Source organism: Rosenbergiella sp. YN46, assembly GCF_036620675.1.
Lineage (GTDB): Bacteria > Pseudomonadota > Gammaproteobacteria > Enterobacterales > Enterobacteriaceae > Jejubacter.
The window spans coordinates 237,787-260,174 of the sequence record NZ_JAZHEE010000003.1; the positions used below are offsets into that span (position 1 = coordinate 237,787).

General features: G+C 55.8%; 18 protein-coding genes. 11 read left to right on the forward strand and 7 right to left on the reverse strand.

The annotated features are described in order from the left end of the window. Positions 1–4 precede the first annotated feature (4 nt). The 3 genes from ssnA to V3W49_RS04480 all read left to right on the forward strand — a co-directional run bounded on the left by ssnA (position 5) and on the right by V3W49_RS04480 (position 3,276). Positions 5–1,330 carry a putative aminohydrolase SsnA gene (gene ssnA / locus V3W49_RS04470; protein ID WP_500143926.1) on the forward strand — a complete coding sequence of 442 codons (1,326 nt, stop codon included), beginning with the start codon at positions 5–7 and terminating at the stop codon, positions 1,328–1,330. A 360-nt stretch (positions 1,331–1,690) separates the two neighbouring features. Beyond that, positions 1,691–3,151, forward strand: a complete 1,461-nt coding sequence (locus V3W49_RS04475; RefSeq protein ID WP_500143927.1) for a nucleobase:cation symporter-2 family protein — start codon at positions 1,691–1,693, stop codon at positions 3,149–3,151. After that, entirely contained in the window at positions 3,148–3,276 is a 129-nt protein-coding gene (locus V3W49_RS04480; RefSeq protein WP_500143928.1) for a hypothetical protein, read from the forward strand. Before V3W49_RS04475 ends, V3W49_RS04480 begins: the two co-directional genes overlap by 4 nt. On the opposite strand, the gene V3W49_RS04485 is transcribed toward V3W49_RS04480, so the two are convergent. Continuing rightward, complete coding sequence (locus V3W49_RS04485; protein WP_500143930.1) at positions 3,273–4,061, reverse strand: tyrosine-protein phosphatase; 789 nt, start codon at positions 4,059–4,061, stop codon at positions 3,273–3,275. The two genes, V3W49_RS04480 and V3W49_RS04485, sit on opposite strands and share 4 nt — an antisense overlap. A 209-nt stretch (positions 4,062–4,270) precedes the next feature. Between V3W49_RS04485 and fdhF the strand changes: the two genes are divergently transcribed. Then, positions 4,271–6,418 carry a formate dehydrogenase subunit alpha gene (gene fdhF / locus V3W49_RS04490; protein WP_500143932.1) on the forward strand — a complete coding sequence of 716 codons (2,148 nt, stop codon included), beginning with the start codon at positions 4,271–4,273 and terminating at the stop codon, positions 6,416–6,418. 69 nt (positions 6,419–6,487) lie between these two features. Here the strand turns inward: fdhF and gltP are convergent, their stop codons facing one another. Then, positions 6,488–7,801: a glutamate/aspartate:proton symporter GltP gene (gltP, locus tag V3W49_RS04495; RefSeq protein WP_500143934.1), complete on the reverse strand. Its 1,314-nt coding sequence runs from the start codon at positions 7,799–7,801 to the stop codon at positions 6,488–6,490. A gap of 423 nt (positions 7,802–8,224) precedes the next feature. Here gltP and acs point away from each other — a divergent pair, with 423 nt between their 5' ends. The 5 genes from acs (at position 8,225) to V3W49_RS04520 (ending at position 13,717) form a co-directional block, all read left to right on the forward strand. After that, positions 8,225–10,183, forward strand: coding sequence for an acetate--CoA ligase (acs, locus tag V3W49_RS04500; RefSeq protein WP_500143936.1), 1,959 nt, complete (start codon positions 8,225–8,227; stop codon positions 10,181–10,183). A gap of 179 nt (positions 10,184–10,362) precedes the next feature. After that, complete coding sequence (locus tag V3W49_RS04505; RefSeq protein WP_500143937.1) at positions 10,363–10,674, forward strand: DUF485 domain-containing protein; 312 nt, start codon at positions 10,363–10,365, stop codon at positions 10,672–10,674. After that, entirely contained in the window at positions 10,671–12,314 is a 1,644-nt protein-coding gene (gene actP, locus V3W49_RS04510) for a cation/acetate symporter ActP (RefSeq protein WP_500143939.1), read from the forward strand. Before V3W49_RS04505 ends, actP begins: the two co-directional genes overlap by 4 nt. A 294-nt stretch (positions 12,315–12,608) precedes the next feature. Next, positions 12,609–13,304 carry a hypothetical protein gene (locus tag V3W49_RS04515; RefSeq protein ID WP_500143941.1) on the forward strand — a complete coding sequence of 232 codons (696 nt, stop codon included), beginning with the start codon at positions 12,609–12,611 and terminating at the stop codon, positions 13,302–13,304. Next, positions 13,301–13,717 (forward strand): hypothetical protein, encoded by a 417-nt coding sequence (locus tag V3W49_RS04520; protein WP_500143942.1) that lies wholly within the window; start codon positions 13,301–13,303, stop codon positions 13,715–13,717. The genes V3W49_RS04515 and V3W49_RS04520 overlap by 4 nt, the downstream gene beginning before the upstream one ends. A 303-nt stretch (positions 13,718–14,020) precedes the next feature. On the opposite strand, the gene V3W49_RS04525 is transcribed toward V3W49_RS04520, so the two are convergent. Continuing rightward, a complete protein-coding gene (locus V3W49_RS04525) occupies positions 14,021–15,565 on the reverse strand; it encodes a hypothetical protein (protein WP_500143943.1) in 1,545 nt (514 codons plus the stop codon). A gap of 100 nt (positions 15,566–15,665) precedes the next feature. On the opposite strand from V3W49_RS04525, the gene V3W49_RS04530 reads away from it, so the two are divergent. Continuing rightward, complete coding sequence (locus V3W49_RS04530) at positions 15,666–16,958, forward strand: Gfo/Idh/MocA family protein (protein WP_500143945.1); 1,293 nt, start codon at positions 15,666–15,668, stop codon at positions 16,956–16,958. On the opposite strand, the gene V3W49_RS04535 is transcribed toward V3W49_RS04530, so the two are convergent. Further along, complete coding sequence (locus V3W49_RS04535; RefSeq protein ID WP_500143947.1) at positions 16,955–17,644, reverse strand: LrgB family protein; 690 nt, start codon at positions 17,642–17,644, stop codon at positions 16,955–16,957. The genes V3W49_RS04530 and V3W49_RS04535 overlap by 4 nt on opposite strands. Continuing rightward, positions 17,637–18,059 (reverse strand): CidA/LrgA family protein, encoded by a 423-nt coding sequence (locus tag V3W49_RS04540; RefSeq protein WP_500144021.1) that lies wholly within the window; start codon positions 18,057–18,059, stop codon positions 17,637–17,639. The genes V3W49_RS04535 and V3W49_RS04540 overlap by 8 nt, the downstream gene beginning before the upstream one ends. A gap of 103 nt (positions 18,060–18,162) precedes the next feature. Here V3W49_RS04540 and V3W49_RS04545 point away from each other — a divergent pair, with 103 nt between their 5' ends. Continuing rightward, a complete protein-coding gene (locus V3W49_RS04545) occupies positions 18,163–19,050 on the forward strand; it encodes a LysR family transcriptional regulator (protein ID WP_500143948.1) in 888 nt (295 codons plus the stop codon). A 37-nt stretch (positions 19,051–19,087) separates the two neighbouring features. Here the strand turns inward: V3W49_RS04545 and V3W49_RS04550 are convergent, their stop codons facing one another. Both V3W49_RS04550 and V3W49_RS04555 read right to left on the reverse strand, forming a co-directional pair. After that, complete coding sequence (locus V3W49_RS04550) at positions 19,088–20,734, reverse strand: Na+/H+ antiporter (RefSeq protein ID WP_500143949.1); 1,647 nt, start codon at positions 20,732–20,734, stop codon at positions 19,088–19,090. A gap of 169 nt (positions 20,735–20,903) precedes the next feature. Further along, positions 20,904–22,256, reverse strand: coding sequence for an NCS2 family permease (locus tag V3W49_RS04555; protein ID WP_500143950.1), 1,353 nt, complete (start codon positions 22,254–22,256; stop codon positions 20,904–20,906). Positions 22,257–22,388 lie beyond the last annotated feature (132 nt).

The following is a 22,388-nucleotide window of genomic DNA, read 5'->3' on the forward strand; positions in this document are numbered from 1 at the left end:
CCCTATGCTATTGCTAAAAAACTGTACCGCCGTCGAGCTTTCACCGGCCCTGGTCACATCCGGTATCGACATTTTAATTAAAGGCTCGCGTATTGCCGATATCGGGCCAGATCTGGCGGCCCGCTACCCCGACGCGCTGGTGAAAGAGATGTCCGGCAAGCTGGTAATGCCGGGGCTGGTGTGCGCCCATAACCATTTCTATTCAGGTCTGTCACGCGGCATTCTCGCCCCCATCGGCCCCTGCCCCGATTTTATCTCCACCCTGAAAAACCTGTGGTGGCGGCTGGATCGCGCGCTGGACGAAGAGTCTCTCTACTACAGCGGCGTAATCTGCGCGCTGGAAGCGGTGCGCAGCGGTTGTACCGCCGTTATCGACCATCACGCTTCACCGCAGTTTATCCACGGCTCTCTGTCACTACTACGTGAAGCTTTTATCACCGTCGGCCTGCGCGGCATGACCTGTTTTGAAACCACCGATCGTAACGGCGGTCTGAAAGAGCTGGAAGCGGGAGTGGAAGAGAACATCCGCTTCGCCCAGCAAATCGACAGTGATAAAGAAAAAGCGCCCGACGACTACCTGGTGGAAGCGCATATCGGCGCTCATGCCCCTTTCACGGTACCGGATGCCGGGCTAAAGCTGCTACATGAAGCCTGCGAAGCGACTGGTCGAGGCCTGCATATTCACGTTGCGGAAGATCGCTATGATGTGTCCTGGTGTCATGACAAGTACAGTATGGAACCGCTGGCTCGCCTGGATAGATTCGGATTGCTGGGTGAAAAAAGCCTGATCGCCCACGGTCTGTGGCTGTCGTCTGACGACGTACTGCTGTTGAATGAACGTCATGCGTTCCTGGCTCATAACCCCCGCTCTAACATGAATAACGGCGTCGGCTACAACCCACATCTGCCAATGCTCAGAAACGTCGCACTGGGTACCGATGGTATCGGCGCCGATATGTTTGAAGAGCTGAAGTTCGCTTACTTTAAGCACCGTGACGCAGGCGGGCCACTGTGGCCGACCGATTTCCTGAATATGCTGCACGGCGGTAATCAACTGCTGGAACGCAACTTCAACCAGCCCTTTGGAAGGCTGGCGAAAGGCTATACCGCCGATCTGACCATCTGTGATTATCCGGCCCCCACACCGCTGTGCCCGGAAAACCTGGCGGGCCATTTCGCCTTTGGCCTGGGTAGCGCATCGGTACACAGCGTAATGGTGGCGGGCAAGATGATTTACGAAGATCGCCAGTTCCCCTTTGACGCAGCCCGTTTTTATGAAAAAGCGCGTCCGGTGGCGGAAAAAATGTGGCAACGCATGGCGGAGCTCTGATCTCCGCCAGGTTCTCCAGGCGGCGGGGCGGAGTCCCGTCGCCATCTTTTATTCCAGTATGACTCCTCATCAATACGGTTTCATCATTCTCATTGTGATAACCATCAGTGAGAAATCGTCTATCGCACCAGGCACATTCCTCCTCCTGTTTTCGCCAGCTTATGGCTATTTACGTGACGATTTTCACAGTTCGGTCATCAAACACCGTCACAGGCGCAATCTGGCACCGCTTACGCATTCTGTTTCCTGCGTTTTCCGTATTTACGCGTTCCGGATAACGACGCACCTAAGGGAGGCTGTACGCCTTCGAATCGTAGCCCGCATAACCGTTATCCGGGCCGTACAGGAGAAAAATATTCAATGAAAGAATCCACCCTGAACCCTACGAAACCCCTGTCACCACCGAGCCCGGTTGATGAAATTCTGCCACCGGGCCAGATGATCCTTTATGGGCTGCAGCATGTGCTGGTGATGTACGCTGGCGCTGTCGCAGTTCCCCTCGTTGTCGGTACCGCCGTGGGGCTGTCTGCCGAACAGGTGATCATGCTGATCAGTACCGATCTGTTTATCTGCGGTGCTGCCACTATTATTCAGGCGCTGGGAATCGGAAAGTGGATAGGCTGCCGGCTACCGGTGGTGCAAGGCTGTACCTTCGCGGCGCTGGTGCCTATGGTGCTTATCGGAAAAGATTACGGTATTGGCGGCATTTCAGGCGCAGTGATCGTCGCCGGTATTTTCACACTACTCTGCGCCCCATGGATCTGCCGAATGGTGCATCTGTTTCCTAAAGTCGTCATGGGCGCCATCGTCACGCTTATCGGCCTGTCGATCTTACCCGTCGCAGGCGGCTGGATCGGCGGCGGCAGCAGCGATATGGCAAGTTTTGGTGATATGACATCGCTGATTATGGCCTTTATCACCCTGGTGATCATCCTCAATATTTATACTTTCGCATCGGGCCTGATTAAAAATATCGCCGTGCTGATCGGCCTGATTATCGGTACTATCCTGTGGGGCTTTTTTAACCCTCTCGATTTCCAGGTGGTTGCTCAGACTTCCTGGCTTAACTTTCCGCGCCTGATGCATTTCGCAACCCCCGAATTTCACCTGCTGCCTATCGTGTTACTCTCGATGGTGATGGTGGTGGTGATGGTGGAAACCATGTCCTCTATGATGGCGACCGGCGAAATCGTCGGCAGAAAGGCCGACCAGGCGATGCTGCGTCGGGGGCTGACCGCCTGTGGACTGGCGACCACCATTGGCGGCATGTTTAATCTTTTTCCCTACTCCGCCTTTGCCCAGAACGTCGGGCTTATTGGCCTGACCGGCGTGCGTAGCCGCTTTGTGGTGGCAGTATCGGGCTGCATTCTCATTTTGATGGGGATGTTCGCTAAAATGGCTGCGCTGGTGGTGATGATCCCGAAACCGATACTCGGCGGCGCAGGCGTGGTGATGTTCGGTATGGTGGCCGTGTCCGGCATCCGAACCCTGGGTAAAGTAAACTATCGTAATAATAACAACGGAATGGTGGTCGCGCTGACGCTTGGTCTGGGCATGATGCCGGTACTGGTACCCGGACTGTTCAGCCAGTTACCGGAAATGGCGCAGCTGTTTCTGCACAGCGGTATTACCATCGGAACCATCACCGCCATTGTTGCGAACCTGGTGCTTAACGGTGCCGATCGAACTGCCCGCCACGCGACGGAAAACGTCGCACCGGATCCCGCGCCCGAGCCGACGGCGGCACGGAAGGTGGCAGTAAGAACGGTACGCATGTGGCTGCTGTTGCGTAAAGTGCAGCATGAGCGTGAGGAGGGATGATGGCATCGCTATCGCTCCGTCTGCTGTGCGCCCTGGGGCTGCTGGGTCTGATGGCGCTACCGGCTTTCAACGGCCTGGTCTCTGGCCTGGAAAGCCGGTTTATCTGGCTCTGGCTCGACTTTTAACCGGCAATCACCAGCTGTTCATTCAACCGCCGACGCTCCTGCGCGCCAATGCCCAACGCATCGCGCAGAAAAGCGTCGGCGCTGCCGTAACCGTCGTCCATCGCATTCAGCGCGTTTTGCAGCCAGGCTTCCTGTACCTCCAGCAGGGTCAGTATCTCCTCTGGTCGTTTGTCTGGCGCAAAGGCCATAAATTTCGCCAGCAGCCGCTGATTTTCTTCTTTACGATAGCGGTTACTGAGCAGGTAATCCGCAACGATCACATCCATTTTTGCGCCCAGCGCCAGTAACACCAGCGCGGCGGCAAATCCTGTTCGATCCTTTCCGGCTGTGCAATGGAAATAGATCGCGCCGTCGTCGTCTTCCAGCAGAGTGTTAAAGAAGCCACGCCAGGCCTCCAGACAGGCGGCATCGGTGATAAAAGCGCGGTAAATCTCCAGCAGAATCTGGGTCGGATCGCGCTGACCCAACCGAGCTACCATCTCTTTTGGATCGGCGCTGTGCCCTTTCATCACCGCTTTAAGCACATCCAGCCGCACCAGTCGCGCGCTAGCAGGATACTGGTCTGGCGCATCCATCGCCTCACCATCGGTTCTCAAATCGATAATCCTGTTTACCGACAGCTGGGCCAGCCGTTGTTGACCAGGCAGCGTCAACGCGCTGAGATCCGCACCGCGCAACAGACGACCAGGGCGAATAATGCCCTCGCGCACCCGGTAGCCTCCCAGATCCCGTACGTTACATACGCCATCAAGCGCGACCGGCCGCGCCGTTATCACTTCCTTCATCCCTTAGCTCCTTGCTGTTAACGGTTGTGGAGGTTCAATTCCATGTTTTTAATCAGGGAATTGCTGTTTTTCTCTCCGTTATCATGCCTGATATGGGTCTGAAATGCATGGCACAGAAGATGCATCAGACAGGGAGAGCTTCATACCATAAGGCGGCGATTGCCCGCCCAAAAAGGGTGCGACACACGCACGCAAGGGAGTGATACACCATGAACAAGGTTATTACCGTCTGCCCCTACTGCGCCTCTGGCTGCAAAATGCATCTGCTGGTCGAGGAAGGCAAAGTGGTTGGCGCCGAACCTGCGCCAGGCAAAAACAATCAGAACACGCTATGCCTGAAAGGCTACTACGGCTGGGACTTTCTTAACGACACCCAGATTCTGACCCCCCGGCTAAAAAGTCCGATGATTCGCCGCAAGCGCGGCGGCAGGCTGGAGTCCGTCACCTGGCAGGAGGCGCTGGATTATGTCGCTGATAAATTTATGGCGGTGCGGGAAAAGTACGGTCCCGACGCCATTATGACCACCGGCTCTTCCCGCGGCCCCGGCAATGAAGCGAATTACCTGATGCAAAAATTCGCCCGGGCCGTTATCGGCACCAACAACGTCGACTGCTGCGCACGCGTCTGACACGGCCCTTCGGTTGCAGGTCTGCACCAGTCAGTGGGCAATGGCGCTATGAGCAACTCAGTCACTGAGATTGAGGATACCGATTTACTGCTGATCTTCGGCTATAACCCGGCCGATTCACACCCGATTATCGCCAACCGGGTGATCCGCGCGAAACAGAAAGGCGCGAAGCTTATCGTCTGCGATCCGCGGCGCATAGAAAGCGCGCGCATTGCCGATCTCCATCTACAGCTGCGCAATGGTTCCAATATCGCGCTGCTGAATGCGATGGGCCACGTAATTATCGAAGAGGAGCTGGAGGATCGCACCTTTATCGCATCGCGCACCGAAGGCTTCGACGCCTGGCGCGAGATAGTCACCCGTTATACCCCGGAATCGGTGGAAGAGGTGACCGGCGTGGCCGCCGCCGATATTCGCCGGGCCGCCAGACTCTACGCTACAGCCAAAACCGCCACTATTCTTTGGGGCATGGGCGTGACCCAGTTCTATCAGGGAGTCGAGACGGTACGCGCCCTGACCAGTCTGGCGCTGCTGACCGGCAACCTGGGCAAGCCTAATGTCGGCGTTAACCCGGTACGCGGCCAGAATAACGTTCAGGGCGCCTGCGATATGGGCGCGCTACCGGATACCTTCCCTGGCTATCAGTCCGTCAGCGTGGCAGAAAACCGCGAGAAATTCGCCAAAGCCTGGGGCGTTCCCGGGCTTCCGGAGAAAACCGGCTATCGCATTAGCGAATTGCCCCACCGCGTGGCCCACGGCGAAGTCCGCGCAGCATATATTATGGGCGAAGACCCCATGCAAACCGATGCCGAACTGTCAGCGATACGCGAAGCGATGGATGGTCTGGATCTTCTGGTGGTGCAGGACATCTTTATGACCAAAACCGCAGCAGTGGCGGACGTGGTGCTGCCCGCCACCAGTTGGGGAGAGCATGAAGGAGTCTATACCGCAGCCGATCGCGGCTTCCAGCGCTTCTTTAAAGCGGTGGAGCCCCAGTGGGATCTGAAAACCGACTGGCAGATTATTAGCGAACTCGCCACCCGGATGGGCTACCCGATGCAGTATGAAAACACCCAGGCTATCTGGGATGAAATGCGTCGCTTGTGCCCCTCTTTCTACGGTGCCACCTACGAAAAGATCGGCGAGCTGGGCTACATTCAGTGGCCATGCCGCGACGAATCTCCCGAGGATCAGGGAACTCCCTGGCTTTATGAAGGCCGTTTCGACCGGCCGAACGGATTGGGGCAGTTCTTCACCTGTGACTGGCTACCACCTCAGGACCAGCTTAGCGATGACTATCCGATGGTGCTGTCGACGGTACGTGAAGTGGGGCACTATTCCTGCCGTTCGATGACCGGCAACTGCGCGGCTCTGGCGGCGCTGGCCGACGAACCGGGATATGCCCAGATTCACACCGACGATGCCGCGCGCCTGGGGATCCGCGATGAAGAACTACTGTGGATAACCTCGCGCAAGGGGCGAGTTATCGTACGGGCTCAGATCAGCGATCGTCCCAATCGAGGTGCAGTCTATATGACCTATCAGTGGTGGATTGGCGCCTGTAATGAACTGGTTAGCGAAAACCTGAGTCCCCTGACCAAAACGCCGGAGTATAAATACAGCGCAGTACGTCTGGAGTCGATTGCTGACCAGCAAGCGGCGGAGCGTTACGTACAGGAAGAGTATCAACACCTGAAATCCAGGCTGCGCGAAAGCGCGGCGGGGTAATGTAAAAAGCCCCCACACCGATAACGATGCGGGGGCTTCTTTTAACCGACGTTTTATATTGCTGCTGCGTTAGCCCTGTGCGGTAGTATCAAACTTGCCCAGAACCTCGCGTTCATAGGCCAGCGCTTTTTTCTTATCAAACCGGTGCTCCCACTTGGCAATCACCAGTACCGCCAGCGCGTTACCGACGACGTTCAGCGCGGTACGCGCCATATCCAGGATACGGTCGACTCCGGCAATGAAGGCCAGACCTTCCAGCGGGATGCCAACGCTGCCCAGCGTCGCCAGCAGAACCACAAAGGAGACGCCCGGAACGCCGGCGATCCCTTTTGAAGTCACCATCAGGGTCAGCACCAGGGTAATCTCCTGCCAGATGGAAAGCTCAATGCCGTAAAGCTGCGCAATAAAGATAGCGGCGATACTCTGGTACAGCGTGGAACCATCGAGGTTGAACGAATAACCGGTCGGTACCACGAAACTGGTAATCGACGAAGGAGCGCCGTAGGCTTCCATCTTCTCGATAATACGCGGCAGCACGCTCTCGGAGCTGGCGGTGGAATAGGCCAGTATCAGCTCATCTTTCAGGATACGAATCAGCGTCCAGACCCGCAGACCACAGAGACGAGCCACGGCCCCCAGCACCACCAGCGCGAAGAACAAAATCGCCACGTAAACCAGAATCACCAGCTTAGCCAGCGGCCACAGCGAGGCGAAACCGAAGTTCGCCACCGTTACCGAAATCAGCGCAAAGACACCCACCGGCGCATAGCGCATCACCATATGAGTTACTTTGAACATGGTTTCGGAAACGCTGCGGAATACGGTAACCAGTGGATCGCGATTTTTCGCCGGCAGCGATGACAGCCCTAAGCCAAACAGCACCGAAAAGAAGATGATCGGCAGCATATCGCCCTTCACCATGGAAGCGAAGATGTTGGTTGGCACCAGCGACAGAATGGTTCCCATCAATCCCTGAGAGTGATCCGCTACTGCCTGGGTGGTCGCTTCATATTTCGAGATGTCTACCGTTGCCAGTTGGGACATATCAATACCGTGGCCCGGCTGGAAAACATTGGCCATGGTGATGCCCAGAACAATGGCGACCGTCGTAATCACTTCAAAGTAGAGAATCGTTTTAACGCCAATACGACCCAGCTGTTTGGCGTCCCCTACACCGGCGATACCTACCACCAGCGTAGAGATAACAATGGGCACCACGATCATTTTGATCAGGTGAATAAATATGTCGCCCGCAGGTGACAGAAGGTTGTTGATCAACCATTCACGGCTGTCGCTTTGATAATGGAGGAAACTCCCAAGAATAATCCCCAGAACTAACGCCAGCAGAATCTGCCAGGCAAGTCCGAACTTTCTGTTTTTCATAACAACTGTACTTCCTGAATCCAGGCGCCTCACATCCCACAGCAGGGGAGTACGCCACAAACTGAAAAAAGGGGTATGACAAACGTCGGGTGATGTGTGGAGTTTTAACGCTCTTAATCAGTACCATTTGAATGGCAGTTCGCGCAACCCTTGAAATTCAAAGCCATTCACACCAAATGCATATGTAAGCACTTTTTTTTGATGCTAAACATAGCTAACGCCATGTTATAAAAAAGGTTTATCTTATTTTTTTTTAAATAATCATTAATGGTTATTATTTCCACACCCAGTTTCGTTTGCGCATTTTTTGTACATTTATGTCAATGCGTGATCTGTCGCCCAAATAGTAAACAAAAACGCTGATACCCCTACAATTAACGTTTGGTTGACATAATATTAACATCCTGGAAGGAGAAAATAGCTATGAGCCAAATACACAAACATCCGATTCCCGCCCATATTGCGGAAGACTGCCTGATCACTCCGGAACAGTATGCGGCCAAATACCGCCAGTCCGTGCAGGATCCTGACGCCTTCTGGGGCGAGCAGGGAAAGATACTGGACTGGATCAAACCTTATACTAAGGTGAAAAACACCTCTTTTACACCGGGAAATATTTCTATCAAATGGTATGAGGACGGTACCCTCAACCTGGCAGCCAACTGCCTGGATCGCCATCTGAAAGAGCATGGTGAGCGTGCCGCGCTTATCTGGGAAGGCGACGATGCAAGCCAGAGCAAAACCATTACTTACCGCGAATTGCATGCCGACGTCTGCCGTTTCGCCAACGTACTGCTGAGCCTTGGGATCCAAAAAGGCGATGTGGTCGCTATCTATATGCCGATGGTGCCGGAAGCCGCCGTCGCGATGCTGGCCTGTGCCCGTATCGGCGCCATTCACTCCGTAATTTTTGGCGGTTTCTCGCCGGAGGCCGTCGCTGGCAGAATTATCGACAGTAACGCCCGACTGGTGATCACCGCCGATGAAGGGGTTCGTGCCGGTCGCACTATTCCGCTAAAACGCAACGTCGACGATGCGTTGAAAAACCCCAACGTGAAGAGCGTAAACAATGTCGTGGTGCTAAAACGCACCAGTGGCGATATCGCCTGGTATGAGGACCGCGACCTGTGGTGGAACGATCTGATAGCTAATGCCAGCGCGGAAAATCAGCCGGTTGAAATGAATGCGGAAGATCCGCTGTTTATTCTATACACCTCCGGCTCTACCGGTAAGCCCAAAGGGGTGCTACACACCACCGGTGGTTATCTGGTGTACGCCGCCACCACCTTTAAATATGTCTTTGATTATCATCCGGGCGAGATTTACTGGTGCACTGCCGACGTGGGCTGGGTAACCGGTCATAGCTACCTGCTCTACGGCCCGCTGGCCTGCGGGGCCACCACCCTGATGTTCGAAGGGGTGCCGAACTGGCCGCAGCCCAACCGCATGGCGCAGGTGGTAGACAAACACCAGGTGAATATCCTCTATACCGCCCCCACCGCCATCCGCGCGCTAATGGCCGAAGGAGATAGAGCCATTGAAGGCACCGACCGTTCATCGCTGCGTATTCTTGGTTCCGTAGGAGAGCCCATCAATCCGGAAGCCTGGGAGTGGTTCTGGGACAAAATTGGCAACAAACGCTGCCCGGTCATGGACACCTGGTGGCAGACCGAAACCGGCGGATTTATGATAGCCCCCATGCCCGGCGCTACCGAACTAAAAGCCGGTTCCGCCACCCTGCCCTTCTTCGGTATTCAGCCGGAGCTGGTCGATAACGAAGGCAATGCCTTGCCTGGTGCCACCGAAGGTAATCTGACCATTGCCGACTCCTGGCCAGGTCAGGCTCGTACCCTGTTTGGCGATCACGAACGCTTTGAACAGACCTACTTTTCCACCTTCAAAAACCGCTATTTTAGCGGCGATGGCGCTCGTCGCGATGAAGACGGCTATTACTGGATCACCGGACGCGTGGACGACGTCCTGAACGTCTCCGGCCACCGTCTGGGCACCGCTGAAATCGAATCAGCGCTGGTTTCGCATCCGAAGATAGCCGAAGCGGCAGTGGTGGGCATTGCGCATAATATCAAGGGGCAGGCTATTTACGCCTACGTCACTCTTAATCATGGCGAAGAACCAACGCCGGAACTCTACGCCGAGGTGAGAAACTGGGTGCGTAAAGAGATTGGCCCGCTGGCCACTCCGGACGTATTACACTGGACTGACTCCCTGCCAAAAACCCGTTCCGGCAAGATTATGCGCCGCATTCTGCGTAAAATCGCTGCCGGCGACACCAGCAATCTGGGGGATACGTCCACGCTTGCCGATCCAGGCGTTGTGGAAAAACTGCTCGAAGAAAAATCGTCTATCGCCATGCCATCTTAACCGGCATCCTCGCCGGAAAGACCAGCAGTCCGCCGCATGGCGTACCGGCTTATGCCGGGCGCCATCGGTATAAATTCGCCGGGAAGATCCCGACGGTACCGGGTATGCGGAGGGGTTCCCCTGCGGTCCCTTACCCCTGAAAAAATAACAATTGAAACTGACCTCTGGAGAACTCTGTGATGAATGATGTCATTTGTCAGCGGATAGAAGGGAGTGTGCATTTCAGGGAGCTGGTAGCCAAACGTCAAAAATTCGCCTGGACGCTATCGCTGATAATGCTGGCGATTTACGTAGGCTTTATTTTACTCATCGCCTTCGCCCCGGCCTGGCTGGGAACGCCGCTACACGGACAGACCAGCGTGACCAGAGGGATCCCTATCGGCATCGGCGTTATCATAATCTCTTTCATTCTGACCGGCATTTACGTCTGGCGCGCCAACGGCGAATTCGATCGCCTGAACAAAGCCGTACGCCAGGAGGTGAACGCATGAAGGCTCTCTATCTCCTGTTGTTGACGGCACCCGTCGCCTCGGCTGCCGACGCCATTAGCGGCGTGGTGGAGCGTCAACCCACCAACTGGCAGGCCATCATCATGTTTGTGGTGTTCGTCCTGCTGACGCTGGGCATTACCTGGTGGGCTTCAAAGCGCACCCGGTCGCGTAGCGATTACTACACCGCCGGAGGCAATATCACCGGCTTTCAGAACGGGCTGGCGATTTCCGGGGACTTTATGTCTGCCGCCTCCTTTCTGGGCATTTCAGCGCTGGTCTATACCTCTGGCTACGACGGCCTGATCTACTCGCTGGGTTTCCTGGTCGGCTGGCCCATCATTCTGTTTTTAATCGCCGAGCGGCTGCGCAATCTGGGCCGCTATACCTTCGCCGATGTCGCCTCTTATCGCCTGAAACAGCGGCCAATTCGCACGCTTTCCGCCTGCGGTTCGCTGGTGGTGGTGGCCCTTTACCTCATCGCCCAGATGGTGGGTGCCGGTAAGCTTATCGAGCTGCTGTTCGGTCTGAATTACCACGTGGCGGTCGTACTGGTGGGGGTTCTGATGGTGATGTATGTCCTGTTCGGCGGCATGCTGGCCACCACCTGGGTGCAGATAATTAAGGCAGTATTGCTGCTGTTCGGCGCCAGCTTTATGGCCTTTATGGTAATGCGCCACGTCGGTTTCAGCTTCAGCAATCTGTTTAGCGAAGCAGTACAGGTGCACCCCAACGGCCTGGATATTATGCGTCCTGGCGGTCTGGTGAAGGATCCTGTCTCCGCGCTGTCTCTGGGCCTGGGGCTGATGTTCGGTACCGCAGGGCTGCCCCATATCCTGATGCGTTTCTTCACCGTTAGCGACGCCCGGGAAGCCCGTAAGAGCGTGTTCTACGCTACCGGTTTTATGGGCTACTTCTACATCCTGACCTTTATTATCGGTTTTGGAGCCATCATGCTGGTGGGGGCAAATCCTGCCTTTAAAGATGCCGCAGGTGCGCTTATCGGCGGCAACAATATGGCGGCTGTGCACCTGGCTAATGCAGTAGGCGGTAATCTGTTCCTTGGATTTATCTCCGCCGTCGCCTTCGCCACCATTCTTGCCGTCGTGGCCGGGTTGACGCTGGCGGGCGCCTCCGCAGTTTCTCACGATCTGTACGCCAACGTATTCCGCCAGGGCGCCACCGAGCGCGATGAGCTGCGGGTATCGAAAATTACTGTACTGGTGCTGGGGGTAATCGCGATCCTGCTGGGGATTTTGTTCGAAAATCAGAACATCGCCTTTATGGTGGGGCTGGCCTTCTCCATCGCCGCCAGCTGTAACTTCCCGATCATCCTGCTTTCCATGTACTGGTCGAAGCTGACTACTCGCGGCGCGATGATCGGCGGCTGGCTGGGGCTGCTGACCGCGGTGATCCTGATGATCCTCGGCCCCACGATCTGGGTGCAGATTCTGGGGCATACCGCACCACTTTTCCCGTATGAGTACCCGGCACTGTTTTCGATTCTGGTGGCCTTTATCGGGATCTGGCTGTTTTCGATTACCGATAACAGCCCCGAAGGTGCCCGGGAACGCTCCCAGTTCCGCGCCCAGTTTATCCGTTCCCAGACCGGGATCGGTATCGAACAGGGCCGTGCCCACTAACTGACTTTCTCCCGGCCTGCGGGCCGGGGGCTTATCACGTGATCTGAATCACGCTTTAATCCCCCTTCTGCGAACGTTTTCACACTTACGACTGCTTTTTTCTTTTACATCATTTTTAAATGGTGAACCCCTGTCGCAATCCTCCCCTCCTCAATCAACTCACCAATATTTTTCTGAACAGCCATTTTACTGAATTACTTTTCCTTCTGATTGGTTCAGATATTAGCCTAAAGACATGATCAACTACGGGTGATAAAGTACTTTCCAGGGGGATACTGATAATGGGAAGGCCGTATGAGCAACAGGTCAGACATTATAGATAAAAGCAGGGCCATTTTAACAAGAGGCGCTAGTGGCCTTATCTATACCGAAGAGTTGGGATGGATAGATTTGGGCCATGCCAGGGGGGAGGATATAGAAAATTTATTATCCCAATTCAGGTATGGTGAGGTCAGCGGAAAAGATAAATACCGCATATCCTACAAACAGAAAATGGTCTATAAAAACTATGTTTTCACTACCGGACGTTTCGCCGAGTGGGAAGTAAAAAGAGGTCGTTCACGTAGTGAAGTTGAAAGCATTGCATTAGCAATAGTGATGCACACCGCCTACATGTTCGAATCATGGCAAACGCATTTTAGTTGGGTAACAGATAGTGGCTTTAGCGCAGAAGATCTTGTATCTGACCTGTTGAGTTTCTATTCGGTAGTCCGGCCTTCAAATTACCTCGGAAGACTGACCATCGATGCCAAAGAGAAAGCTTTAAGACGCTGGGACTTTTACGGGGCGGTAGGCCAGCATAAGAACAAATCATTCCTGCCTTTACTCTTCCCGGACCCAGACAATCCTTGTGGTCGTCGCTTCCCTTATCACGGCCAACTTCCTTACTGGATGCGTTATATTCGCCCATTCAAAAATATTAACAGTAGCATAGCAAAGCCACTCGCAAAGAATGGTGTTAGCTTTGGTTTATTTACAGGTGGGGCATGAAAAAGAATATTCGCATCATCCTGTTGATTATCGCAGCCTTATTCATTGTGTGGAATGTTATATTAATTAAGTTCACACCGGGGCCGGGAGAGTCCTCACGATATAAAGAGAGTGATTTTTTAAGTTACTACTGGTTTACCGATAATCTGATTAAAAATGCTCCCAGGATCAGCAATCATTATCAGTTTGAATATTGGGAATTAGATGGATCATCCCCACGTATGAGCATTATTGAATATCATGATGCTACTGATGCTGACGCACTACGTGATTACTTGAACCACATGAAATTTAACAAAAAAAAGACAGATTCGCATGGTGAGAGATGGGAAAAAAAGAACACGGGAACGGTTTATATAAACGAAGCCAAAGGTGAAAAAGTTATTATCTTATCTTTACTAACCTACCCATAGAATCTATACCCCGGTTCAGAGATCCCCTCATTAACGGATTATTTACAACGGGAAAGTCAGTATACCAGCCTTGCATATCAACAGCTTCTGTGGAGTGGAGAGCTTCGCCCGGCCTGGGATCTGAATCACGCTTTAATCCCCCTTCTGCGAACGTTTTCACACTTACGCCGGGGAAAAGTGGGATACAGATCGCATGAAACAGCGCCAGTTTGTGATTAACATCACATTTCCCCCCCATCCTGCGCGCCAGCGCCGCTATCGCCTTCTCCCGTACGCTGACAGCGCCATCGCCAGGTCTTACTCTTATCCCGGTAACGAAGCCGCCAGAGCGCGTAGCCGTTCCGGTGCAAAAAGCTGCGGCGCCGCCAGCGGCGCAGAGACGGGCAGCGTCGGAAACCAGCGTTCCAGCTCATCGGCGTACGCCTTCAGAGCCTTGACATGGGGAATCAGCGATTCCTGCGATGCGCCATAGCGCTCACGCCACAGCGCTGCAACCACGGACTCTGCTACCAGACCAAACATCTGGCTGTAGCGCCCGGCGCACTGCCAGGCCGTCTGCAAAACGCCAAAGGCGTCGCTTTGGCCCTGGAGCTGCGGCTGTAGTTCCCGAAGCCGCGTAATGGCGGCGGCGCACAGATGCGCCGACGACGATTTCTCCAGCTGAATCAGCGTACGCTGTTCATGGCCAAGCTGAGGATCATCGCCCGGCAGCAACGGCTGGAACGCCAGCGCCCAGCGGGCGCTACGGGTATCCATATGCAGCAGTTGCTCGGCCTGGGCCAGACTTTCCGGCGCCTGGCTCTGCCAATGCAGACGGCGGCCCAGCAGATTACAGGTTTTCGCCAACCAGTTAGCGCTGGCGCCGTAGAGTTCCGCTATTTGCTGGCGCTGCTGACAGGTGCGGAAAGTCATGCCTTGCTCCGCGAACCAGGCCTCCAGCAGCGGAGCGCTGGGCTCGCCAAGGCGCGCCGCGCGCAAACCGCTGAGATTGACCTCGTTAACGGAGCCAATAAGCGAACTGTCGCTCAGCCACTGCCAGTTAATACGGGCGGTGACCGCCTCCACGCCGCCGGGGGCCACGCTCTGGGCCCAGCTCAGACGCCCCTGGATTTCATCGGCCAGGTAGCAGGGCAGTACCGACCAGCCATAGCCGATCCCCCACAGATCGAATTCGATCCACTTGATATGGGGTAGCGTGGCGATCAGCGGATGGTTTGCGAAGCCGGGATGATAGTCAAGTTCTGTAGCTTTGAGCGAAGCGCGAACTTCTTCCGGTAGCGATGTCAGTACTGACTGAAGCTGCTGGCGCGGCCAGGAGGTATCGATAAAGTCGCGCAACACCAGTTGCTTACCGGCAATGCGCAGGGAACGCCAGATATCGTGTAGCGCGGCTTTCCATGGGCCGGGCTGCCAGGCGGGCGTGGTCAGGCTCAGCACCAGGCCACGTAGCGTCGGCATTTTCAGCAACGGCGCCAGGGTCGATTGATAAAAGTCGCTCCAGAACGACAAACCGCCGTCCGGAGCCTGTTCGGGAAACTTCTGGCGCAGAGTTTCCTGTGGCGGCGCCGCTTCGGCCTGTAGCCAGAAGGCAAGATTGTGCTGCTCCAGCCAGCGCGCCACCCGCTGCAGGTAAAGCAGCGCATGACGCCGCTGATGACGCAAATTTCCCGACTCCAGCCGGGAAGCGAAAGGCGAAGGCTCCGCCAGCAGCGCCAGTAGCTCCTGCTGGTGCAGTATGACGCCGGTAAAGCCATAGCGCTTCGCGACTGCGACCGCCTGCTCCAGCCTGGGCCAGTGCCAGATAAAGGGGCTGTTTAGCTCCAGCAGTTGATGAGGAATTCGCGCCATGCCGCTCTCCGTTTCAGGAAGTGTGCCTGGCACTGTTTTACCCCGAATGGCCCGCGTGTCAAAGGGGGATTTTAAATGACTCTATGCTAAGGGAGACAAAATGAAACGCTACGCACTGGTCGGCACCGGCGGTCGCGCCGGGCTCTATATTGAGGCTATCGGCGGTACCTTTCGCCATAACGCGCAGATGGTCGCCTTCTGTGACACTAACCAGACCCGAATGGATTACGCTAATCGCCTGCTGGAAAAAGCAGGTGTTGCACCAGTCAGTACCTGGAAAGCGGACAGATTCGAGGCGATGATTCACGAAACCCGGCCCGATGTGGTGATCGTCACCACCGTGGATCGCACCCACGACGACTATATCGTGCGCGCCCTGCGCGCGGGCTGCGACGTGATTACCGAAAAGCCGATGACCATCGATGAGCAGCGCGCACTGCGCATCCTCGACGCCATTGAAGAAACAGGCCGCGAGGTACGTGTCGCTTTTAACTACCGCTATGCGCCGCACCACAGCAAGGTTCGCGAACTGCTGCGCGACGGCGTGATTGGCGAGATCTTTTCGGTGCACTTCGAATGGCTGCTCAATACCGAACACGGTGCCGACTATTTCCGGCGCTGGCATCGGGAAAAACGCAACAGCGGCGGGCTGCTGGTGCACAAATCCACCCACCACTTCGACCTGATGAACTTCTGGCTGGACAGCTATCCGGAACGGGTTTACGCCGAAGGAGATCTACGTTTCTATGGTCGCGAAAACGCGGAACGACGCGGTATTACGCAGTTTTATCCCCGGGCTCACGGCTACCCGGCGGCGAAAGACGATCCCTTCGCCCTGGATATGGCGGACAACCCTCAGCTTAAAGGGCTCTACCTGGATGCCGAACACGAAGATAACTACTTCCGCGACCAGAACGTCTTTAGCGACGGCATTACGATTGAAGATACCTTATCGGTGCTGGTGAAGTACCAGAATCGGGTACAGCTGACCTATTCGCTAAACGCATACCTGCCCTGGGAAGGGCTGAACATTGTGTTTAATGGTAGTAAAGGGCGGCTGGAGATGAAGCTGGTGGAGATGTCTTACGTTAACGCCGGTGGCGAACGGGATAACGAAGGCAGCCTGGAAAGCTGCGATATCACGGTATTTCCGATGTTCGGCGCCCCCTGGAAAGCGGAGTTTACCGTCGGCGAAGGGGGTCATGGCGGCGGCGACAACGCCATGCTGGCGGATCTGTTCGGCGAACCGGGAGAAGATCCGCTCAAACGCGCCGCCGATCATCGGGCTGGTGCCCTCTCTATTCTGACCGGCATCGCAGGCAATCGCTCCCTGCAACTTCAGCGTCCGGTACAGTTTAAGGAGTTTGAGTTAATCCGCCGTCTGAAAGGCTAGAAAAGCAGGCGGGATACCAGCGGGGCAGCCAGCACCATGATGACGCCGGAGAGCATCATGACAAGGCTCGCCACCATACCCTCCTGCGGGCCCATCTCGCAGGAACGAGCGGTTCCGGCGCCGTGCGAAGCGGCGCCCAACGCAGCGCCTTTCGCCACGCCCTCGCGAATTGCGAGCCGCAGAAACAGCACATCCCCCACCGCCATACCAAACACGCCAGTCACTACCACAAATAGCGCCACCAGATCCGGCTGACCGCCCATGGGCTGCGCCGCCGCCAGAGCGAAAGGCGTGGTAATGGAGCGTACCGCCAGGCTGCGCTGCACCTCGTCGGACAGCATCAGCCAGCGCGCCAGCCAGACCGAGCTGGTCACCGCCACCACCGTCGCGGTCAGCGTTCCTGCGCACAGCGACATCCAGTGGCGACGAATCAACGCCAGGTTCTCATATACCGGTACGGCAAAGGCGATCGTCGCCGGCCCCAGCAGCCAGATCAGCCAGTGGCTTTGCGAGATATAGTTTTGATAAGAGATATGCCCAAAGACCAGTACCGCCACCAGCAGCAATGGCGTAAAGACCAGCGGCATCAGCGGCAGTTTGCGAAAGCGGCGCCATAGTCGCTTATTGAAATAGTAGAGCACCAGAGTCAACCCCAGGCAAAACAGCCCGAGCGGCAGATTAGTCACCGACCACATCCTTGCGCGCCGCACGCGCCACTTCGAAACGGTAAATTTTCTCGACCACCCAGCCGGTAGCGCCCAGTACCATCAGCGTACTGAGCGCGATCACCAGCAGAATCCGCCAACCGTCCGCCAGCAGCAATTGGGTGTAATTCACTACCGCCACCACCGCAGGCACAAAGAACAACAGCATTTCAGCCAGCAGCCATCTGGCACCATCACGAACCCAGTTGATGGGCACAATACGCAGCAGAATTAATGATAATAGCAGCAACATCCCGACAAGATTGGCGGGAAGCGGAAGATGAAACCATCCTACCATCAGTTGCGCCACCAGAAACAGACCGGCATACAGCAACACCTGGAAGGGCGTCGTTAACCGGGAAACAACGGGCGCAAAAGCGCGCGGCGCCGCAGGCATAGCGTCAGACCCTGAAAAAATAGCCAGGAGTGCAGTATAGTAAGCCTGCGATAATGCAAGTAATGAATTAAACTCATCGCAGGTATAGTTAACAGGAATAGTTATGGACATCAGAACGCTGCGCTACTTCGTCGAGGTGGTTCGCCAGCAGAGCTTTACCCGGGCAGCGGAAAAGATGTTTGTCACCCAACCCACCATCAGCAAAATGTTGCGCAACCTGGAAGACGAACTGGGCTGTACGCTGTTGCTGCGCGAAGGACGTCGCCTGGTGCTGACCGATACCGGACGGGCCGTATTCGAACGTGGCGTGGCGATCCTTGGCGAGTTTCGCCAGCTGAAGAATGAACTGGCGGACATTAACAACCTTAATAAAGGGGTGTTGAGACTGGGAATTCCACCGATGGTGGGCATGATGATGGCGGAGCCTATCGCTGAATATCGCCGCCAGTATCCCGGTATTGAATTGAAGATCGCCGAATTTGGCGGTCTGAAGGTGCAACAGGCGGTAATGAACAGCGAGCTCGATCTGGCGATGACCGCGCTGACCTCCGAACCGGACGACAACCTGGAAACCCTGGCCTTTTCCAGCCATTCGATGTGCGTACTGGCCCCGCGCAGCGGCCCCTGGCTGTCGCGCAACGGCGTAGCTCTGGAAGAGCTCGAAGACTGGCCGCTGCTGGTCTATAACGAAGATTTCTCGCTGAGTCGTCAGATGACTCAGTTGTTCGCCGAACACCATATTTCACCGCGCATCGCGGTACGCAGCGGCCAGTGGGATTTTCTGGCCGCCATGGTACAGGCCAACGTGGGTATCGCCATTTTGCCGGAGCCTATCTGCCAGCGTCTGGACAAAACCAATCTGGTGTGGCTTCCACTACACAGCCCTCTACGCTGGCAACTGGGCATGATCTGGCGCCGCGACAGCTATCTTTCCCAGAGCGCCCGTGCCTGGATCCGCTGCTGTAAGGCGTTCTGGTCGATAGAGCCTTAAGGCGCCCCTCTCCCCGAAAGAGAGAGGGGAAACCGGTTTAGTCGTTCTCTATAAGCAGCGCTTCCAGCAGGTCGAGATCGTGCAGTAGCTTCTGCAACGTCTCGTTGCTGATTTTCTGGGTGGCGCGCAGGTGGTATAGCTCCGCACGCTCCGAACGCAGCGCCGTCAGGCGGAAACGACGTTCAAGATTTTCTTCCAGCTCCGAGTTTTCCACATCATTACGACCATCAGCCCGGCGACGCAGGTTGCCGATAACCCGCGAACTGACTTCACGCAGCAGTTGATCGTCAATGTTTTCTTCGGTATCCGCCGCCAGACGCTCTTCCATTTTCTGAATCGCGACGATAGCCACTTCAGCAATAGCGGCCCTGGCAAGACGTTCCTCTTTACGGGTTTGCGCGTTGTCCGGTAGCTCCACATGGCGCAACAGAATCGGCAGCATAATCACGCCGACAAACAGCGAGAACAGGATAACGCCGGCCGAAAGGAAAATAAGCTCGTAGCGCGCCGGGAAGGGATCTCCCCCCGGCAATAGCAGAGGAATAGAGAGCACACCGGCAAGGGTAATGGCGCCGCGCACGCCGGCAAACGAAGCAATCAGCAGCTCGCGGGTGGTGTAGGAACTAAACTCCATCGGGCGTTTTTTCAGAAAACGCAGGCTAAAGCGCTTCATCAGCCACAGCCAGGCAAAGCGTACCAGAATCAGCGCGAAGTAGATCAGCACCACATCCAGGAACAGCATCCAGACTTCCACGTTGGGATCGGCTTCCGCCGCCGCCAGCGAGTTTTCCAGAATGCCCGGCAACTGCAGACCCAACATCAGGAATACCATGCCGTTAAACACGAATTCCAGCATCGCCCAGACGCTGTTGGCACGCAGGCGCATCGCCAACGGGGCTGTACGCATCACGCCGGAGCGGGTGATGGTCATCCCCGCCGCGACCGCGGCCAGAATGCCGGAAACACCGACATGTTCCGCAATCAGATAGGAGGCGAACGGCAGCAGGAACAGCAGCACTATCTGAGTCGCCGGTTCATCGCCGCTCCAGCGGCTCATCAGGCGCAGCGAACGGCCATACAGCCAGCTTACGACAAAGCCCGCCAGCAGACCGCCAATAGCCACCTTAAGGAACTCCAGCGTCGCACCGCCCACGGTGAACACCATAGTGCCCATGGCCACCGCCACCGCGAATTTCAGTGAAACCAGGCCGGAAGCATCGTTCATCAGCGCTTCGCCCTGCAGGATCCCCATAATCTTCTTGGGTATGCGCCCTTCACCCACAATGCCTGAAAGCGCTACCGCATCGGTAGGCGACAGCACAGCGGCCAGCGCAAGGGCCGGGACCAACGGGATGCCCGGCACCATGTAATAAATCAGGAAGCCGATCCCCACCACGGTCAGCAACACCAGCACCAGCGCCAGTCCGATAATCTCTCGCCCGTGGTTGATGAACTCCCTGGTGGGCGTCTTCCAGCCGTCGGCAAACAGCAGCGGCGGGATGAACAGAACCAGGAACAGCTCAGGGTTAAAGTCCACGTGCAGGCCGAATTTGGGCCAGGCCAGCAATGCACCAATAGCGATCTGCATCAGCGGCAGCGGAATCTGGAACGGCAGAATCCGCGTCACCACCCCTGACAGCGAAACCACCAGCGTCAGAATCAAAATGGTAAAAAAGATTTCCATACTATCCTTAGTTGTACTGCGATGTGTTTGTCATGAAACGAAGAGAAGCGTTCTCATCATAGAACACTATCTTTACATAAGATGATACAGGATGTGCCTTAAACGGCGCAGAAATCAAGCGGGCCGAAGAACCCGGCCCGGGGAAAAGTCTGGAAAAATACGGGAAAAGTTAAATGGCCCAGCCACCAGCGTAAAACGCCACCAGTACCACGGCAATCAGCACGGTGCCGATGTTCAGCTTACGCCATTCGCCAGAGAATATACGCCCCACCACCAGACTGGCGAAGCCAATCATAATGCCGGTGACGATGTTGCAGGTAAAAACAATAATCACCGCCGTCATCAGTCCCGCCATAGCATCGACGAAATCATCGAAGTTCAGCTTCGCTACATTGCTCAGCATCAGCAGTCCCACGTACATCAGCGCCGGCGCGGTGGCATAGGCCGGAACCAGATAAGAGAGCGGCGAAAGGAACAGAATCAGCAGGAACAGCACGCCGACCACAATGGCGGTCAGACCGGTTTTCCCCCCGGCAGCCGTTCCCGCCGCCGACTCAATATAAACCGCAGCGGGCGAGGCGCCGACCAGGCTTGAGAAGATACTGCTCATGGAGTCGGTGGTCAGCGCTTTGCCGCCATCGATAATTTGCCCGTCTTTATCCAACAGGTCCCCCTGCTCCGCCACAGCGCGAATAGTACCGGTCGCATCGAAGACCGCAGTCATCACCAGCGCCAGCACGCTGGGCAGAACCAGCGGGTTCAGAGCGCCCATAATATCCAGGCTGCCGATCAGCGAATTACCGTGCTCATCACTCAGCGAAGGCATGGCAAACAGCGAGCCGCTAAAGTGCACGGCAGGATCGAAAATCATGCCGATAATCGAGATAGCGATAATGGTCAGCAGAATGCCGCCCGGCACTTTGCGGCGCTCCAGGCCAATAATAGCCGCCAGCCCCAGCAGCGACATCATCACCGGAAAACTGGTGAAATCGCCAAAGGCGACGGGTAGCCCTTCCAGCGGGTTTTTGACCACCAGTTTGACGCTATCGGCAGCGATAAGCAGCAAAAACAGCCCGATACCTACGCCGGTTCCCTGAGCGACGCCCATAGGAAGGTTGCGTAAAATCCAGCTGCGAATGCCTGTCGCGGAGATCACCGTAAACAGTACTCCCATCAGGAAGACCGCCCCCAGCGCCACCGGCACGCTAATCTGCTGGCCCAGCACCAGGCTGAAAGCGGTAAAGGCGGTCAGCGACAGCGCGCAACCAATCGCCAGTGGAAGATTGGCCCACAGCCCCATAGCGATGGAGCCTACGCCCGCCACCAGGCAGGTCGCGACAAATACTGCCGCAGGCGGAAAGCCCGCTTTACCGAGCATGCCCGGCACCACGATCACCGAGTAAACCATGGCCAGGAAGGTGGTCAGACCCGCCACCACTTCGCGGCGCACCGTACTGCCGCGCGCGGATATCTTGAACCAGGCGTCCAGAGAGCCGCCGGCACGCGGAGAAGGAGTAGACATAGTGAAATATCCCCTGATGCTTTTTTATGAAGTTACCGTTACGCGCGGTGAACAGCCCTATGCTGGCTATACCCTAACTAATTCGAGTTGCAGGACATATCTGCCACCGGCAGATTTAGCACGGCCCCGAAG